The sequence below is a fragment of the Legionella navarrensis genome (genome assembly GCF_052527415.1).
The window spans coordinates 43,749-61,263 of the sequence record NZ_JBNVZR010000010.1; the positions used below are offsets into that span (position 1 = coordinate 43,749).

A 17,515-nucleotide genomic window follows, 5' to 3' on the forward strand; every position below is an offset into this window, starting at 1 on the left:
CGCCAATGACTTTGAGTATGGCAAGGAGGCATACAAATTAAGTTGCTGTTTAATGGATCAGCGGCAGGATGGGAGCGTCATGACATCGTCCAAGGATTGTCAGAAAGCCCTCAAATCAGGCTATACTCGTCAACATTATCGTTTGGAGTCACCGACATGAAACCACTTCGCGGCTATTTCCTCCCCTTATTATGCCTGCTGAGCCTGACGGCCTGCGGACAAAAGGGCCCCCTGTATCTGCCTGAAAACAAACCTGCCACTACGCAAGGACAAAATCAATGACGCTGCGCTTCACTAAAATGCATGGACTGGGTAATGACTTCATGGTGATTGACGCGGTCAATCAGCAGGTACGCCTCAGCCAGAAAGAGATCAGCGCCCTGTCCCGGCGCGACACAGGAATTGGCTTTGATCAATGTCTGATAGTCGAGCCAGGGCGAAGCGCGGACATGGATTTCTACTATCGTATTTTTAACGCGGATGGTCAGGAAGTCGGCCAGTGCGGAAACGGCGCACGCTGTCTTGCCCGCTTTGTTTCCCATTATGGATTGACGCAGAAAAAACGCATCCGGGTTGCCACCCCCACCACGGAAATGATCCTGCAGATCAATGACGACGACAGCGTCACCGTGGATTTTGGTCTGCCGAGGCTGGTGCCTGCACAAATCCCCCTGAAGATGGACTGCCAGGCCGAGTACTACCCGCTGCCGCTGGCGGACGGCTCGATACACATGGTGCACGCCCTTAGCGTGGGAAACCCACATGCCATCACCGTCGTATCAGACCTGACCCATGCCGCCGTGGCAAGTCTGGGCAGAGAAATCAGCGAACACCCCCTGTTTCCTGAGCAGAGTAACGCGGGTTTTATGCTGATTCGCGATCCGGCGCATATCGAATTACGTGTTTACGAGCGCGGCTGTGGTGAAACACGTGCCTGTGGCAGTGGTGCGGTAGCCGCTGCGGTGGCCGGTCGTCTCTTTCATCAGCTGGCCCCCCAGGTACAGGTATCTCTGCCCGGGGGTAAGCTGCTGATTTCCTGGGAAAACGAAAGCAGCCCGATTTTTCTTACCGGCCCGGCCTGCTTTGTGTACGAAGGCTCGGTCATGGCATAACTTGAAATAGGCTGCCCGGACGTTATATCCTGTTCCCACCGGCCACTTGCCATAAGTGGCCGCGGTCAGGGAGGTCAGAGTTATGAGCAATGTGTTCATTGATGCGATGCGAATGGAAATCAGCCAGCTCCCGCCGGATCCGGGTGCCTGGTCGGATGTTCTGGCGCGAATACAGAGCTGGATTGGCACCTGCCCCGAACCCGAGGCGCTGTTTCATCTGTTGCAGTCCATGCCGCCGGACGCGCTGCTGTTATTGTATAAACGCCTGTTTGAAACCATGGAAGGCAACACCCCTCTGCTGGACGCACTGGTGTCATTCGTATTAAACAGCCCCGGACGACACAGTGACGACGAAGCCCAGACTCAAACCACCCAGGAACTGGCCAGCAGTATTCTGTTATCTGCCGCCGCCTGTCAGGATCAGCATGTGCGGGAGCTGTCGCTGTGCCTGGGCACCGAAGAACTGGTCCAGACTGTTTTTCGCCTGCGCGCTCTGGCCGCTACCTGTCATCCCACCGAAAACGCACGCGAACAGACACGCTTCAACATCTGGTCCCGCCACTACGACAGCCTGGTTATGGCCCTGACGGTCCGAGCCACCAGCGCCGCTCACGAATACCAGCGTCTGGTCGCTGGTAACAGCGAGCTGGCCAATCTGTTGATGAGCAAACGCATCAAAGCCTCCACCTCCACACAGAGCAAAGCCCTGCTGACGGAAGAGCTCCTGTCGAGCATCCAGCAGTTTAACTGGCATGACCGCTCATTCAGCGAGTTAATCCATGAGCATTTTCTTCAGCAGGGCCTGAGTATGGCCATTGATGCGTTTTGTCCTTTGTTCGCCCGCTACGCCAGCTGGCTTAATGATCATAATCCCGATGAGCTGCTTCATCTGCTGGAGCGTTTTTACGATAATAACCTGCACCTGGACAGGCTGCTGCGGCTCATAGCCGACTGTGATAACTCCGACAGAACGCTGACCATTAATTTCATCACCAAGAGCCGCGCTCTCAGCCCTGAGTTGATCGAGCGGCTCTTTGAGCGCCTCGACAGCCAGCAGCTAATCGCGCTCTGTGGTCATGTTCTGGCGCTGCGACAGATTCTACGCAGGGAGTCCGCTTCCCTGGAAACGGAATACTGTGGCGTTCTCAGCAGAAAAATTCAGGCCGCTCCACAACCTGAGGCCCTGATGGCCGCCTGGGCCGACAGCATTTCCCTGCTGCCGCGAGAAGCACAGGATGAGCAGATTCATACGGCTTTTCTCTGTTTTGACGGGCACAGGAATTTACAGACCGCCTGGATTCAGGCTTTGATGTCTGCCTGCGAAGACAATAGCCGACTGCTGACCTACTGTCAGATTTTACTGGATACGGCAGCACCAGCCAGTAAAACAAAACTGCTCAAAAGCCTGGATAAAACGCTGCTCTTACAGCTTTATGGCATGCAGGGCCATTATTCGGCAGCTTTTATCGATTTATTCAAAGACAGCTCCACCCGGGAAACACTGTGTTATCTGTTGTGCCACACAGCGTGCCATAACCCGGAGCAACACCGGCAACTCCTGCAACTGGTGGATGAAAACGACCTGCTCATCATTACCAGCCAGCTGGCCGATCGGGCAAAAGACGATCCGGCTTATGCCGGATCTCTCGAACAGACCCTGATTTATCTCAGCCAGCTTCTGTTGAAGCATGGATTTGAGCCCGAACACCCTGTGCACCGCTGGATTGAGCTGCCCAGCCAGCAAGGTATCGCAGACCGCATGCTCGGCACACCAGAATGTTTTGCCAACCTGAGCACGCGCTCAACCTTCATGGGAAAATGGGTGATGAACCCTCTGCAGGGCGTACTGACCAGCGGGCCGCAGCTCGATTTCATGCTGAGAATTACCTGTGTCATCGATCGCGCGACTGTCGATGAACACAGCATTCAAAACACGGCACGCCGTTTACTCAGCCATTATCGTCAGCGTCCCAGGGAGCTGCAGACGCTGTTTGTAAACCTCTACGATGCACGGCCTTTTTTCAGGGATTCAGGAAAGGATTACTACCGGAATTTGTTGCAGAATTGCTGGAATCTGTTGAATCCACCGGGCGCCGCTTATGAAGAGGATGCATGCCGAAAGCTGCTGACGTCACAACTGAACAAAGCACATCGCTTTGATTACCTGCTGACCCACTTGCTGGGGAACGTGCGTGAAAGCGGCGATACCACGCAAAGCGCGCACTACCTGACGCAAATCGAACCCGAAGCCATTGCCGCTATCGACGATCCCATACTGGCCAATATTCTCCTCGACTCAGAGCAGGACAATACGCAGAGCAACTGGAGTAAAGCCGCCGTCTATCTGCACACATGCGCCGGCGACCGCTCGTTGTCTTTCCTGCACGAACTGCTCGAGCAGACGCGGAAACGCCAGAATCCCCCCTCGCTTTGTGACAGGACAAGGCAGCTCATTCTCGATCAGGATCGCACGCACAACCTGATACCGGCGATGAGCTGTCCGGATCTGATCTGGCTGGTTGAGCATTGCCCGCCTGATCACCTGACAACGCTGTTTCCCTTGTGGCTGGATCGCCTGCTCGAGCAGAATCGCCTCGACGACAGCAGTATACTGCGTCTGTTAACATCATTGCCGAGTGACGCAGTCCTGCTTAACCGTCTGTATCAGCGCGAGACGCTCAGACCGCGCCGACACGGGCTGTTTATGACACTGATGCAGCAAGACCCGCTCCCCGAAGGCGGCGAACATCATCTGATTGCTCTGATAAACCAGGTAAGCCATGAAACAGACGATGCAAAACGTCAGTTCCTGACCCAGGCACAGCGCATTATTCAGACCCAGACCATGATCATGGCCCCCTCTCTGAATATGTTGCTGCTGAGTCTGGGCAATCAGGCTGCCAGCGATGCGGACAATCAGGCGCTGGTCATCAGCCATCTGCAGTTTATCGAAGATATCGCTGACGACCGACATCTGGATGCCAGCCAGCGCGCCGCAGTGCATCATCTGCTGGAGCAACTGGTATTAAATACCTTTTTGTCCTTATCGCAACATGATGCTGCCTGGGCACCGTGTTTACTCAACAACGCCACCTTCGCACGCTCGGTTTTATTCTGGCTGGCTGAGCTGCCGGAAGACAGACTGGCGTCTCACCCGTTTACTACCATTCTGCTGGACAACATTCAGACTCCTGTTCACCCGCATCTGCTTAACAGCCGGGCCTGTCAGCGCTTTATCTACGGTCTGCTCAGCGCTCCTCCAGCCAGCATGGACGAGGTACAGTTCCAGCTGATGTTTGCGCGACTGAATCCGGACTCGCAGCATCAGCTGGCGCTGAGCATCCTGCAACGCCCCAGTTTTGGCGATGTGCAGTGGTTTTCATTGATAACGCTGTCGCGGGCGCTGTCGGTTGACAGCCTGTATCAGTTGTTTGAAACGAGCAAAACACAGTTCATATTTATTGATCTGCTGTTTCGCCATCCACAAGGGATTGAACAGCTGACGGGCGAACAAAAAGACACCGTGCTCCATCGGCTGACCTCAGCCAGTCAGGTGCTGCGCATTCTCGACAGCCAAAGCCCGACGCCGATCAAAACGGCATTTGTTCATGCCCTTTTCCAGTTTCTGGAACACAGCGGGCAATCGCTGGTGGCCTGGATGAATCGCGTGAACGTCGATTCGCAGACCCTGGCTGCACTGGCCAATTACACCATAAGCCCACGGGATCAAAGAGCGTTTCAGGAAGCGATCGACAGTCAATCCTGGTGCCAGCAGGGCTTACAGGATTATCTGCAAATGCCGAGCCTTGATATGCCCATTCAGGACAGGGGCTTTCTCTGCAACCGTCTTTATCACACCTGGCTGCATCCGGAACAGGGCCGGCACTGTCATCCTGATCTCTTTGTCACGCTTGATCCAGACAGTGCTCAACAGGCTGTCCTCGCGCATTTTACACACCTGCAGGCTATCGACCAGCTGTCGGCGTTTTATGAGCCGCTTAATGGCTGTGAACACAGTGCCGAGGAGCATCTGCTGGCTGCTCGCTGGATACAGCATCTGCCCCTGCTGGCCGATGCGCTGTTTGCCATTCTCCTCGAATACCGCAATGGCGAGGACGAGGCGCTGCGACAGGCGATAGAGCAAACGAACCTGTACAGGGAGCTGCTCTCTCCCATGCTCCTGGGGCACGGCCAGACGGTGAAACGTATCGCGCCCGTGCTGCTGGATCAGGGGATGGCTCTGCTTGACGACTATCTGTCCTCTCTGCCCGATGCGCGCTCAGCTCACCACCAACGCATCGAGAAGGCGCGAACCCGGTTTTTGCAAGCCTGTAAGACACAGGAAAGCGTGGCCTCGCAGCCATTAAGACATTTGTTTGCTGTGGATCCTCAAACCAGTCAACCCGACAAACCTCGGCTTGATGACAGCCATATTCCTGTGCTGGCGAATGCTCTGGCACATCACAGGGAGAGGCTGCAGGCCGAGCAGCTTAATCCAGGCCAACGCCTGCAGGATCTTTTGTCTCTGATGGCCAGCCACCCCCGGACGACCGGTAATGAATCATGGCATGACTGGATAGTGCAGCACGTACTGCCTTCACCCCTGAGTGCGGACTGGCACGGCCGGGAGCTTTATCAGGTTATTTCGCTGCTGCCCTTACAAAGGCTCACGCAAAAACTGGAGCTGCTGGCGCTGCTTTTGCAGAAAAGCGCTCAGAAAAATGCGCAGAAGATAATACCCTTAAAACTGTTACAATCTCTGAGCGATACCCCCTTACCCGCCCTGATTGACCGCCTGATGCACCTTGATCAGGAAACGCTGACCCAATGCCTTGAAATCAGTCGCTTATTGCAATTGCCCTGTCTGCAGGCACTCCTGTCACTGGCTCAGCAGGCCAGCCAGTCGTGCATATCGGTTGATGTTGTTTTGAGGGCCTGCCTGGATCCCGCCCATGGCCGTAATCTGGAAATGGACTGGTTACGTAATGAGCTGGTGATGCTCGAACCGCGTCAGATCACCGGGCTCAACCGCTGCAAAGAAGCCATGACAGAAAGTCTGCTCTATCGCAATGACGACAACGATGGCGAGCGCCTGGTGCGCATGCTGCGCCACAAGAGCCTTTGCGATCTTCCCACCTGCCTGAACAGTTATCAGACCGTCTTTCTGCAAAACAAGCCGGCGTTGATCGGACAATACCTGAAAACGCTGTCGCAATTACTGACCATCCCTGAACTGGGCTCTTCCCTGCCAAAGCAGTTAAACCCGGATTTGCTCACCGGCATCATGACCTGCGCGCTGCAGAATCCCGAGGAACATGAGGGCCTGTTGCGGCATTTTTTATTAATGGATCGAAACAAATATTACCGGAACATGCTTGAGAATCATATACAGCAGCGCCTGAGTACACTTCCAACAGCACCGCGGACACTGGCACTGCTCACGCGAAAGGATTTAAGCGCGCTCGCCGAACAGGACATTGGACCTCTGCTGGTTTTGCAGCGTTTACTGAATTTTTTTAACCCAATTGACGAGCTTAAAGAGTGGCGCAACCATGCCAGAGACATACCTGAGAAAAGCCGCGCCTTCCTCTGCGCAGATGCCAGCGTATTCCATATACTGAATCAACTGAAGAGAAGCCGGGATGATGAGGGGTCAGACCCCGCCTTGAAGGACTATATTGAGCGCATGCTGGGCAGCATTTTGCAGTACTTTCGGGACAAATCACATATTCTTACCTATTACGATGCCGGTCAGGCCTTGAATGCTCAACAGCCGGCCGCCTGGTATCATTATGTGTGTCTGGTGGCGTTTATCTCTAATAACTACGAGGCGCTGCTCAATACCTTTCTGTCTCGACTGAGCGGGCTGCCTGCCAGTGAGTTGAAAAATCAAATCTGGCTGGAGAGATGGTTACGCGTGATACTCGAAGAACAATTGCTTGATACGCTGTGTCAGAAACTGGAGAAACAGGCTCTGACTCAGGACGATCAGGCCGACTGGCTGTTCACAACCAGCCTGCGCCTTCAGCCTGACAATACTGGTCTGATTCGCGAGATAAGTCTGGCCTGCACCTGGACCTGGCTGATGCAGCGTATTCAGAGTAACGAGGATCATCGACTGGCCTGGCTGCAGGCGGCCCTGCAATGCGAGACGCACTGCCGCTCCATTTTGTGGGACGAAGCCTCCAGATCAGAGTTTTTAGCCTTGCTAAACCACTGCCACCTGCCACCCAATGATCTGATTCGTCTGCATGAACAAAACATCCATCCAGCCTTGAAAACCCTGCTGCTGACGCATGTTCTCAGCAGAGAGGATTATCTCGTCAGCCTCAACAGTGAAAACGTATCTCTGCTGCAGCAACTGGACAACGCAGCAAAACCGCGCCTGAGATCGCTGGTTCAACGTATTGACATGGCTCAGCTGCCCCCTGCGGCCCTGTCCTGCTGCCTCCCCGAAGCGGCCGCGTCGCTGCTTTGCTCTGTGAAGCAGTTTACCCTGCTCAACGAAGAGCGCATGCTGCCCTTGCTAAGCAGGCTGGAGGCGCAGCACGACGATTTTGTCTGTTGGTGGATACGTCAGTTTTCTGCCATGCCAGGCAGCGATACCCCTTTAGAGGTACTGGTTAAACACCACCCCGATTTGATTTTGACGACCCTGATTGCAGAATTACCGGCTCGAAACAAACGCCTGATTCATTTGTTGATTGCCAACAGCCAGTACCTTTCATTTGCGGCGCTTGACGATTTGGCAAGGCACTGCGATGAGGAGGATCTGCAATACGCCATCATTCGCTTCTGGCATGGTCATCAACAGGACGAGGCCCTGATAACCCTTCTGCATACCATGATAAAATCCGTACTGGAACGAACTGACGATTTAACGCTGGATACAACCCGGCTGCTGATAAGGCTTGAAGACATTCCTGCATTCAGCACAGCTCAGGATCTCATTGGCAAGGCAACGGGCGATTATCTTAAACACCATGCGATGAACGGTAACTGCTCGATATTTTACGAGAATGCTCAAATCAACCCGCACAGAGTCACACGGCGCGTTTCGCTGAAACAGGAAAGCACTGGCAGCAACCCTCTGATGTCTGGGCTGCTTCAGAAAGCGGGGGCAATGCTGAGTTATTTATTACCCAAAATTCCATTAGTGAACCTGATGCCCCGGCAGGACACGGATGAGGATCTCCTCGAGCCTGCCGCGACCAGAACACAGCCGTCCTACATGCAGAGCATCAGCTCATTCAACTATTTCCTTATCCATTTCGAGGGGAAAAGTCAGGCATTGAGCGATTGCCTGCACGATTATTTTCAGAGTTTCGGCAGCCTTCATGATGAACGTCAGCTGCCAGAGGATCTGGTGCTCAGCGCCTGGCTGCTGAATCAGGGCGATCTGGCTGAAGAGAAACGTGAGCTTATGTTCAACGAATTACTCAGACAGCCCAATGTACTGAAAGGTCAGGTCGCAGCCGAGGCCCTGCAGTACGACGCGCGCAGGCTGCTCAGGCATTTTGGCCAGACTAAACAATATGCTCAGCTCCAGACCATTGCCTTAAGCGCCCTGAATCAAGATGAAAGCCACGACAGCAAACATACGGCAATCCTGTCTGATGCAGCGAAAAACCGTGCCTGGCGCGCCATTCATGAAGCGCGTTTTGAACAGGAATTACAAAACATAAGCGGTTTGTTCGTGCGCCTGCGTATCTGGTTTCGACGTTGTCGTTTTTATGGCTGGAGTGGTTTTTTCCGCCCTGATCCACCTCAGTTTGTTGCGCCTTTTAACAGTGAACCTGCCGCGCAGCCACAACCAGGCTCCAGCATACCCTTGCAGGTTTTACGTCGACCGACGGCAGTTAACACACCGGATATCAGCAACGCACCTGCGGTGTCCGCGCCCTTATCCATCTGGACAGACTGGCATCAGGTCCTGCGCGTTTTCGACAGTCAGGAACATGGTAGAGACGAAGAATACCGGTTACGCCCACGTCTGGACGATCTGTTCAATCGATTGCTTCAGCATGCCAGCTCACTGGGTCAGGAGCATGAGTTCTCTGTCTGGCTACGAACTCACAGCGATGAATTCATCAACAATCGTCGACGATTGCTGGATCTATACAGACAGGATGGGCGGGATGAAGCGTTTCATGCGCTGCTGACACTTGCCTGCAGGGGCAGGGGCGATTTTGACGATTTCGCCACCGCCTTAAATGAATCCACCGAGATTACCCTCATGCCAGAAGACTTACCAAAACCCCAGGCAAAGGGTTTGACGGCACGTCTGGCGACAGAGCTTAATAACAACGTCAAACAGACAATTAATACTCTTGGAACAATCAGCCATGAGAAGGCCCGGATGTTTTGGACTGTAAGGCCCACAACTCAGTTTTCGCTGACGGCTCAGCCTGCTTCTTCAAGCAACTGGTTTGGGTTTGGGTGATGTGCTACGGATATCTATTCTGGCCCGGCAAAGCGGGTTGCTCAACGAGCGCCTCTCCGAGACGCTCGTTTACAGCAATTTTCCATTACCATTCAAGGTTGTTGGGCATCTGTAGCTGCGGTCGAGCTCAATGACGTCGGATGACATCCCCGCACCTCCAAGGCATCGTGCAACTGATTATGATCAGTCTTTTTCGCCTGACTACAGACCTGGACTTACTCTTGTTGCCATTCCATTCACTATCCATGATGACGACCTGACCACATTTCCATGTAGTGGCCAGGCGTCTGATTTTCCTTATGATCAGCCGGTCTTTGTTGGATGACTGCTGATAAGCGGCATTAAATAACATTTTCCGCCCATCGTCAACCATAAAATAATTATTTTTATCATAAAATATTTTATTGCATGTTTTAATGTATTCTGATACTTTTTGCGCCATATAATAAACACTGGTCGATAACATAAGATGATTACCAAAGGGAAAAAACCACTGTTCCTCGGCAAAAACCTGAATTACCTGCTAACTCAGAATGCCCTGGACATCAAACATCTGTCGGCTGAAACCGGCATTCCAACGGCAACCCTGGCAAGACTCAAACGCGACGGCACTAATCCAACGCTGTCATCCATAGAACCCCTGCTGGATTTTTTCCGGGTTGATATCAACGCCTTCCTGTACGAAGACATGTCGGATCCAGACTGGCATATCCGTAAAAAGATGGGCGACATGATCTCCATTCCGGTCTTCAGCCTGGACGAAGTGGGCAAAGGCCGCGGGCAGGCCACCGTTTCAATGTTTATTGCCGCAGCCGGCATCAGTGGGCTCAACGTATTTGGTGTATCCATCAACAGTGACAGGCTGGCTCCGGCCTTTCAGAATAACTCCATCGTCATTATCGATCCGGATCTGAAACCCATGGAATCCGATTACGTATTATGCATTCTGGGTAACAGGCCAGACGCCAGCCCCGTCTTTCGACAGCTGTTTATGGATGGAGACGACTATTACTTTAAACCTGTCAATCCGGGCTTTGGTGAAATGAAACAGTATGAACATTTTCAGCTGCTTGGTGTTATTATCAAGTCCATTGAATCCTGGCGGTAAATTATGAACAATCAAACAACACAGAACGCCCCTGCACATCAGTATCGTTATCTCCATTTTCTCATGATGCTGTTTATTACTCTGTTTTTAATCTGCGATACGACAGCCTTTCGCATGACCCGGCTGTTTGGTACCACCGTTCCGGTGAGCGGGTTAATCGTTCCGCTGGCATTCGCACTGGGCGATCTGATAGCGGATGTATACGGCTATACGGTTTCACGCAAACTTATCTGGAATGCCATGGCCTGCCAGTTTATTTTTGCCATCGGCATGACGCTGGCCGTCAACTCTCCCAGCCCGGAAGGCGATTTGAGTAACCTGCACTACAGTGAAGCATTTCAGCATATTATCCGTACCAGCCTGACAGGCACTCTGGGTATCACCTGTGGCATGTTTGCCAATGTCTTTATTATGTCGAAATTAAAAATATGGATGAATGGCCGCCACTTCTGGATGCGAACCATTATCTCAAGCTCCATGAGTGAATTCATACTGTGCCTGGTTACCAGCGTCAGCCTTTATGCCGGCTTGAAAAATCCATGGGAAATATGGGCCATTGTGCTCAGTATCTGGTATTACAAACTGATATTTGCTGTTTTGGCTGCGCCGCTGGTTTCTATTCTGGCGCATGCGCTCAAAAAACACGAGCACTGCGATGTTTTTGACTATGGGATCAATTACAATCCGTTTCATTATCACGAGCAATCAACACGTTAATTTTAATAAGATCACGTTGTATCAGGAGTATGTTGTATGAGGGAAAACAAGGTTATCGCCTTTATGGGTAGTCTGGTTCGTAAACTGGAACCAGAATTTACACTGCGTCTGGTCGACGTCATTTATAGCAAGGCACATGGTCATGAGCTTTGTGTTATGCAGGTGGTTGGCAAAAATGCGTTCCCCACCTGCACGGCAGAGGAACTGCTGGCCGATCCCAAAGCCATGCTGGGCCTGAGTCCACAGGATGCGGTAACCATTACCCGCCTCGATTGCGCAATCAAGGAACGCAAGAACAGACTCCGGGTACTGGATGTCGATCGAAACGGTACCATACTGTTACGCGATGAATCAGGAAACGAATGCCGATACTCGGAAAAACTACTGTCATCGGAGCGGGAGCTGCTCAAGTCACTTGATGGTGAAGACGCGCATGACCTGGGTTACCGGGTTGGCTTTCGTGAAGGTTTTCAGATCAACAGGCATAAAATGAAGGCTTCGGACGCATTGAAATCCGGCATAACGGAGTAACACCGTAATCGGGGACGCCGTTCCCACCCATGCCCCCCCGGATTACGGCTGCGCCTAATCCGGGCTACGATCTGTTCACATTTCAACAGGTGTGTCCTGCTCACAAGGTAAGGGCTTCTCGCATTTCTGCCTTTTTTTCTTTTGCTACGGAAGATAAAGGAAGGGTAGCGACGCCCAATGCCGAATACAACGCCTCTTTTTCCGTACCAGACAACGCTGCCCTATGCCGGCTTAGCGTTGATGTATCACCTCGTTGAACCGGCCCCGTCAGTGACTGCTCTGGAGACAGGGTCGTCGCCAGATTAGACACAGTCCCCTGCATAAGACTGGTGATGATCCGCATGGCCAAAGCATGCTCTACACCGGATTCCTGCAGACAGGACAGGGCCTGTTCAGATAAAGTCACCAGATAGTTGGACGCAAATACGCCCGCGGCGTGATATAGAGATTTTTTCTCTTTCGAAATCTCATAGACTATGGCCCCAATGGCTTCAAAGAGTGGACGAAGAACCTCTTTTGCTTCATAGTCGCCTTCCAGAGCACAATAGGTGTCGGTAAAGTTCAACACGCTCAGGTCGGGCCGGGCAAAGCTTTTCATGGGATGGATACTGGCAACAGAACACCCCTCTTCTCTTGCAATCATCAATTCATCAGAGCCCAAAGAACCACTGCAATGCCACACGATACTGCCAGGTTTTAGACGGGAATGGCTGGCAAGCCCTGTACAAATATCAGCAATACAGCCATCGGGTGTGCTAATCAAGGTCAGATCAGCGGGTGGCAAAGCATCCATGCCAACACAAACCTGTCCCGCACCAATAAAATCAACCGCCAGCTGCGCACTCTGCCTTGATTGATTACAGACAGCACCCACCGTAACAAGACCCCGCCTGAACAACAGATAAGCAATGCTTTGCCCCAGGTGACCTGCACCAATAATATTAAGTCGCAATGTCATACAACCATGTTCCTTAATCAATAATAAAACGAACAGCGTAGGTTGGGCCTTGGCCCAACATTAAAACCACCTCAAACAGACATGGAAGCACCATCCTTGCCCTCTTTTTCATAAGGCAGCTGATTTTCGTCCAGAGAGGTATCTTTGGTGTAAATGGTATTCAAATTGCGATTATCAACCCATTCGCCATCCTGAGATAGTCGCTGAGCTTTCATTTCGTAAATATGAAGACTGACACCACAGCCTTCCCCCAACCCCTTGCGACGCTTAAGCTGATGCAAAAACGCATCGCCGAGATCATCCCGATTACTATGAAACCGATAGCGATCAACCCGCCTTATCAGCCGTGCCTTATTATCACCAACCGCTTCGTAGTATTTTTCAGACACCGGGCCATCCAGCACCGTAACGGTACCCCGATACTTGTGATCATGGATCGGCGTTTTTTGCCCGCAGGCCAGCGCAAAAACCCAAATCGAAAATGGATTCTCTGGATCCGCATGGTCATAGACCAGGTACCGGCCAATCCCCCGGCACTCCTGAGTAGAAGGATCGGCCGGCGGATAGGCGGACGCATCCAGAACGAGGGCTCCGTCCAGCAAAAGCCTGGGCAGCAAAGCGGAAACCGTATCGTATGTTACCCTATCCAGCCCCTGCATGGCGGTTTTAATTGCATTAAGATTAGCTTCCCGCCTCTGCTCCAAATCCGGCATAATTTGCCTCCATTTACTGTATTGAACGTGCCATTATCAGAATAACAATCACATTAAAGTCTAAGCCCTGCACACCTGGATAACAAGTTTAATCAATCCGGCCAGGGAATCCGCTTCTATACTACTCGGTTTCAGCCATTGTAGCCCGGATTAGCGCCAGCGTAATCCGGGGAACAGGCCACAATCGTAGAATCGTGCCCACTTCATAATTCATTAAGCAATCACATGCTATAATTAGAAACATTTTGATAAAACCGAGGCCATCGCCCTCTTCATTTGGAAGGTTAACTGCATGCTAAGACGATCGGATAAAACGAAAAACCCACACAGGAAAGTAACTTTTTTTGATGAGCAGCCCGCTCAGAGTTACCCTGTGGTCATCTATCAGCCCACCCAGATTCAGGCATCTGCCACACGGAGCCAGCCTGAACCCGGTCGCAGCGATGACCCGCTTTCGGAGTACACAGCAGACTGGCTGCTGGATGAGCCCGAAGCTGGCGGCTGCTCGATATCATAAATCTTTAAGTTTCCAGCGCTTGTGCAACCACATCCACTGCTCAGGATGAGCAAGGATAATTTTTTCCAGCGCCTGATTGTATGCGAGGGTGTTTCGGTAGATCGCGTCCTGAGTTGTGTCTGCTTCCTGCCAGAGAATCGGTTCATGAAACTCAAGGACATGACGACCATCCGGAAGCCGATAACCCGAGGCCGGGACAACGGGAACCTGAGTATGACGGGCAAAGCTGGCCAGGCTGCGATAAGTTCCAGCTTTTCTGCCAAAAAACTCCACCGCAATGCCATCACGATTCGCCAGGGACGCATGTTGATCCAGCACAAAAACCACTGCATGATTTTGATCAAGCGCATCGCATACCTGTTGCAATGAGTTTTTTTTAGGAATCACATTCAGGCCGGCCTGATAATATCGGTTAAAGAGGATGCGCTCTATGGTTTTGCTGCCAAGGGTGCGGCGGATAAAATGGAATTGCCCTTTGAACTGCCGGAAATTCAGAATACCGCCAATGGGTGCAAACTCCCAATTGCCAACATGTCCGGTCAAAACCAACACGCCTTTGTTCTCAGCGACCACATCCAGCATTCGCTGATGCCCTCGAACCTCTACCCGCCTGCACAAGGCTTTTTCGCTCAAAAAGCGCAGCTGAAACGCTTCCTTAATTGAGGTGGCCAAATGGGAATAAAAGGATTTGGCCAGGTGTGTTTTTTGACGCAGACTCAGTCTGTCACCAAACACCTGATTGATATTACTCATAATCACCTTGCGGCGCCATGGCATAAAACGATGTATAAAACGACCGGCCATGGAAACCGGCAACGCCTCAATCTGGTCAGTCAGCTCAGTCACAGGATTTGATCACAAGGCAGGCATTCATACTGGCAAATCCGCGGTTAATGACCATGGCATACTGGCCTTTTTCTGTCATGGGGCGATGCTCGCGAGACAGATTCAGATCCTGGCAGGCCGATGCCTGCTGATCCAGCGCGGCGATACCCGGCACCGTCTTCTCACGCAGCGCGCAGGTTGTCAGCACCGTATCCAAGACGCCGGAAGCACATAAGGTATGGCCCATCGACCACTTAAACGCTGTCACAGGAACCGAATTCGCAGAAAACACGCTGCTAATAGCCCGGGCTTCGCTGTCATCTGATTTTTTATTGCCATTGCCGTGTGCCGTAATCATGGCAATATCAGCCGGCTGTAATTGCGCCTCATCCAGGGTTCGCTGAATCAGACGGGCCAGTGGACCACCTTCCGCATCCAGTGAAAACAGACCCGATGCTTCGCTGGCTGACAGGCCACCCACTACTTCAGCGTAACAGACCGCATCGCGGGCGCGGGCGCTGGCTTCACTTTCCAGCACCAGAGCTGCCGCACCTTCGGCCAGCAGGGTCCCGTCATGCTCCTTGTCAAAGGGCTTCAGATGACGCGGGCTGATAACACCCAGTCGATCGTAGTAAAACAGCGCCTGTGGCTCGACGCCCACGTCATAGGCAACCACAACCGCACGCTCGGCCTGCCCGCTTTTTATGGCGTGCCAGGCTTCCAGAATGGCCTGAGCACCACCAACCGCATGATTGGCCACGTTATGGTTAGGCCCCTTGAAGCCATAAGTCATACCCGTATAAGCCAGTACGTTATTAGGCAAAATACGCAGCAGCCACATGGGGTGTACCTCGTCAAACAACTGACCGGCAAACTGAGTCATGTCCCCATCAGTTTTGGCAACAAGGGGAAGAAAATCGTATTGCTGATAATATTTATTGCCGGGAGAGCCCACGTAAATGGCGGTATTTTCATTAAAATCCTTATGGCAGGACAGGCCATCACGCCATGCAATCATGCCGCTGTGCTCTACAGCCTGGACCGATGCGTTTATTCCCATCACATCCTGACGTGAAATGACTTTTAACAGTTTGCGATCTGGCAGCATTCTGGCCGGCTGGAAATCTTTAAGCTCCCCCCCGAGCCGCGCAGGCCAGGCGGACAGATCCCATTGACGGATTTCTTCGATACCGCTTTCGCCGTTGAGCAAAGCCTGCCAGGTGTCATCAGCGGTTTTTCCGCAGGATGTCAGTGCACTCAGGCCGGTAATAAAAACGCGATGATTAGCACTCATTTGTGTGACTCTCCAAACTCAGGGTGCTTGAACAACAGGCAACTGTTGGAACCACCAAAACCAAACGAATTCGATAACACCAGACCCAGCGACTTTTCTCGTGGCCCATCGACCACATAATCCAGATCGCAATCCGGATCCGCTGTCGTTAAGTTAGCGGTCGGAGGAATCCGCGCATGTTCAATCGATAACACCGACAACACGGCCTCCAGAGCACCAGCCGCAGCAATCAAATGACCGGTCTGGCTTTTCGTCGAACTGGCAGGCAGATGTCTGGCCTGCTCCCCAAACACCGCTTTGATGGCATTGGTTTCACTCAGGTCATTCATTTTGGTTGAGGTGCCGTGCGCGTTGATGTAGTCAACATCGCGTGCCTGCACGCCTGCGTCTTTCAGGGCTCGTTCGATGGCCTGCATGGCACCATCGCCGTTGGGATGCGAATCGGTAATACGGTAAGAGCTGAGTGAATTGCCTTCACCAGCCAGCTCGGCGTAAATTCGCGCGCCGCGGGCGTGCGCTTTTTCCCATTCTTCTAAAATCAAAAAAGCCGCCCCTTCACCAAGGACAAAACCGTTACGGGTTTTATCGAACGGCCGGCTGGCCGATTCCGGTGTATCGTTATAGGTAGACAAGGCGCCCAGCAGACAAAAACTGGATAAGCCAAGTGGGTTAATCATGGAGTCGAAACCACCCGCCAGCATATAATCGGCTTCGCCACGGCGAATCACCTGCAAGGCCAGACCGAGGGCCTGCCCACCCGAAGCACAGGCGGTGTGTACTGACGTAGCATAGCCCTGGATGCCAAACTGCTGGATGAGCAGAGAAAGGCCTGAGTTAGAGGTGGTTTTGCCAAAGTCGGTCAGCGAGCAGAATTCCGAAGCCTGGGTCTGCAGGCGATTCCAGTCTATCTCCCCCCCGGGTGCCGCGGCTTTCTGAAAACGGCGCAGATACTCAAATTCAGCAGTCATCATACCGCTGCCAGCCACCACCCCCCAGCGATCGGCGTTATGACGCTCAGGTAGAATACCGGCATCCTGAAAAGCCTGATGCGCAGCTTCAAGAGCGTATTCGGTAAACGACAGCGCAAAGCGCCCATGTCGTCCGTTGGCTTTTACGGTGGGGCGAAAATTCTTGACTTCAGCCGCAATCCGGGTGGGAAAAGCGTGAGCGTCAAACTGCTGGATATCAGCAATTCCGGATTGACCTGCCAGTAAATTGTTCCAGGTGGACTGCACATCATTACCAATGGGAGAGACAGCACCCAATCCAGTAATGGCAACTCGTCTTTTACTCATAA

12 protein-coding genes are annotated in these 17,515 nt (G+C 52.4%); 7 read left to right on the plus strand and 5 right to left on the minus strand.

Features of this window, described 5'->3' with window-relative positions; genetic code table 11:
• The first annotated feature begins 156 nt into the window (after positions 1-156).
• The 6 genes from lptM to ACQUTA_RS07470 all read left to right on the plus strand — a co-directional run bounded on the left by lptM (position 157) and on the right by ACQUTA_RS07470 (position 11,911).
• Positions 157-282 carry an LPS translocon maturation chaperone LptM gene (lptM, locus tag ACQUTA_RS07445; protein WP_444987603.1) on the plus strand — a complete coding sequence of 42 codons (126 nt, stop codon included), beginning with the start codon at positions 157-159 and terminating at the stop codon, positions 280-282.
• The gene (dapF, locus tag ACQUTA_RS07450) at positions 279-1,112 is read left to right on the plus strand and encodes a diaminopimelate epimerase (RefSeq protein ID WP_444987604.1); all 834 of its coding nucleotides are present in this window, start codon (positions 279-281) and stop codon (positions 1,110-1,112) included. The genes lptM and dapF overlap by 4 nt, the downstream gene beginning before the upstream one ends.
• A gap of 82 nt (positions 1,113-1,194) precedes the next feature.
• Positions 1,195-9,555 (plus strand): hypothetical protein, encoded by an 8,361-nt coding sequence (locus ACQUTA_RS07455; RefSeq protein WP_444987605.1) that lies wholly within the window; start codon positions 1,195-1,197, stop codon positions 9,553-9,555.
• Between the two features lie 469 nt (positions 9,556-10,024).
• Positions 10,025-10,663, plus strand: a complete 639-nt coding sequence (locus ACQUTA_RS07460; RefSeq protein WP_444987606.1) for a LexA family transcriptional regulator — start codon at positions 10,025-10,027, stop codon at positions 10,661-10,663.
• A 3-nt stretch (positions 10,664-10,666) separates the two neighbouring features.
• Positions 10,667-11,380 carry a queuosine precursor transporter gene (locus ACQUTA_RS07465; protein WP_444987607.1) on the plus strand — a complete coding sequence of 238 codons (714 nt, stop codon included), beginning with the start codon at positions 10,667-10,669 and terminating at the stop codon, positions 11,378-11,380.
• A gap of 36 nt (positions 11,381-11,416) precedes the next feature.
• The gene (locus ACQUTA_RS07470) at positions 11,417-11,911 is read left to right on the plus strand and encodes a hypothetical protein (RefSeq protein WP_444987608.1); all 495 of its coding nucleotides are present in this window, start codon (positions 11,417-11,419) and stop codon (positions 11,909-11,911) included.
• Between the two features lie 100 nt (positions 11,912-12,011).
• Here the strand turns inward: ACQUTA_RS07470 and ACQUTA_RS07475 are convergent, their stop codons facing one another.
• Positions 12,012-12,869, minus strand: coding sequence for a Rossmann-like and DUF2520 domain-containing protein (locus ACQUTA_RS07475; protein ID WP_444987609.1), 858 nt, complete (start codon positions 12,867-12,869; stop codon positions 12,012-12,014).
• A gap of 71 nt (positions 12,870-12,940) precedes the next feature.
• On the minus strand, positions 12,941-13,582 hold the full coding sequence (locus ACQUTA_RS07480; RefSeq protein WP_444987610.1) for a cysteine dioxygenase: 642 nt from the start codon (positions 13,580-13,582) through the stop codon (positions 12,941-12,943).
• Positions 13,583-13,874: 292 nt separating this feature from the next.
• On the opposite strand from ACQUTA_RS07480, the gene ACQUTA_RS07485 reads away from it, so the two are divergent.
• Positions 13,875-14,099: a hypothetical protein gene (locus ACQUTA_RS07485; RefSeq protein WP_444987611.1), complete on the plus strand. Its 225-nt coding sequence runs from the start codon at positions 13,875-13,877 to the stop codon at positions 14,097-14,099.
• Here ACQUTA_RS07485 and ACQUTA_RS07490 read toward each other — a convergent pair.
• The 3 genes from ACQUTA_RS07490 to ACQUTA_RS07500 are packed head-to-tail and all read right to left on the minus strand — an operon-like array spanning position 14,094 to position 17,513.
• Positions 14,094-14,903 carry a lysophospholipid acyltransferase family protein gene (locus tag ACQUTA_RS07490; RefSeq protein ID WP_444987665.1) on the minus strand — a complete coding sequence of 270 codons (810 nt, stop codon included), beginning with the start codon at positions 14,901-14,903 and terminating at the stop codon, positions 14,094-14,096. The genes ACQUTA_RS07485 and ACQUTA_RS07490 overlap by 6 nt on opposite strands.
• Before the next feature lie 34 nt (positions 14,904-14,937).
• A complete protein-coding gene (locus ACQUTA_RS07495) occupies positions 14,938-16,218 on the minus strand; it encodes a beta-ketoacyl-[acyl-carrier-protein] synthase family protein (protein WP_444987612.1) in 1,281 nt (426 codons plus the stop codon).
• Positions 16,215-17,513, minus strand: a complete 1,299-nt coding sequence (locus ACQUTA_RS07500; protein WP_444987613.1) for a beta-ketoacyl-[acyl-carrier-protein] synthase family protein — start codon at positions 17,511-17,513, stop codon at positions 16,215-16,217. Before ACQUTA_RS07500 ends, ACQUTA_RS07495 begins: the two co-directional genes overlap by 4 nt.
• Between the last annotated feature and the right edge of the window lie 2 nt (positions 17,514-17,515).

Excerpts from the sequence above, each read along its gene's own strand:
- lptM (WP_444987603.1), top strand. The coding sequence starts at position 157 with ATGAAACCACTTCGCGGCTATTTCCTCCCCTTATTATGCCTGCTGAGC.
- dapF (WP_444987604.1), top strand. The coding sequence starts at position 279 with ATGACGCTGCGCTTCACTAAAATGCATGGACTGGGTAATGACTTCATG.
- ACQUTA_RS07455 (WP_444987605.1), top strand. The coding sequence starts at position 1,195 with ATGAGCAATGTGTTCATTGATGCGATGCGAATGGAAATCAGCCAGCTC.
- ACQUTA_RS07460 (WP_444987606.1), top strand. The coding sequence starts at position 10,025 with ATGATTACCAAAGGGAAAAAACCACTGTTCCTCGGCAAAAACCTGAAT.
- ACQUTA_RS07465 (WP_444987607.1), top strand. The coding sequence starts at position 10,667 with ATGAACAATCAAACAACACAGAACGCCCCTGCACATCAGTATCGTTAT.
- ACQUTA_RS07470 (WP_444987608.1), top strand. The coding sequence starts at position 11,417 with ATGAGGGAAAACAAGGTTATCGCCTTTATGGGTAGTCTGGTTCGTAAA.
- ACQUTA_RS07475 (WP_444987609.1), bottom strand. The coding sequence starts at position 12,869 with ATGACATTGCGACTTAATATTATTGGTGCAGGTCACCTGGGGCAAAGC.
- ACQUTA_RS07480 (WP_444987610.1), bottom strand. The coding sequence starts at position 13,582 with ATGCCGGATTTGGAGCAGAGGCGGGAAGCTAATCTTAATGCAATTAAA.
- ACQUTA_RS07485 (WP_444987611.1), top strand. The coding sequence starts at position 13,875 with ATGCTAAGACGATCGGATAAAACGAAAAACCCACACAGGAAAGTAACT.
- ACQUTA_RS07490 (WP_444987665.1), bottom strand. The coding sequence starts at position 14,903 with ATGGCCGGTCGTTTTATACATCGTTTTATGCCATGGCGCCGCAAGGTG.
- ACQUTA_RS07495 (WP_444987612.1), bottom strand. The coding sequence starts at position 16,218 with ATGAGTGCTAATCATCGCGTTTTTATTACCGGCCTGAGTGCACTGACA.
- ACQUTA_RS07500 (WP_444987613.1), bottom strand. The coding sequence starts at position 17,513 with ATGAGTAAAAGACGAGTTGCCATTACTGGATTGGGTGCTGTCTCTCCC.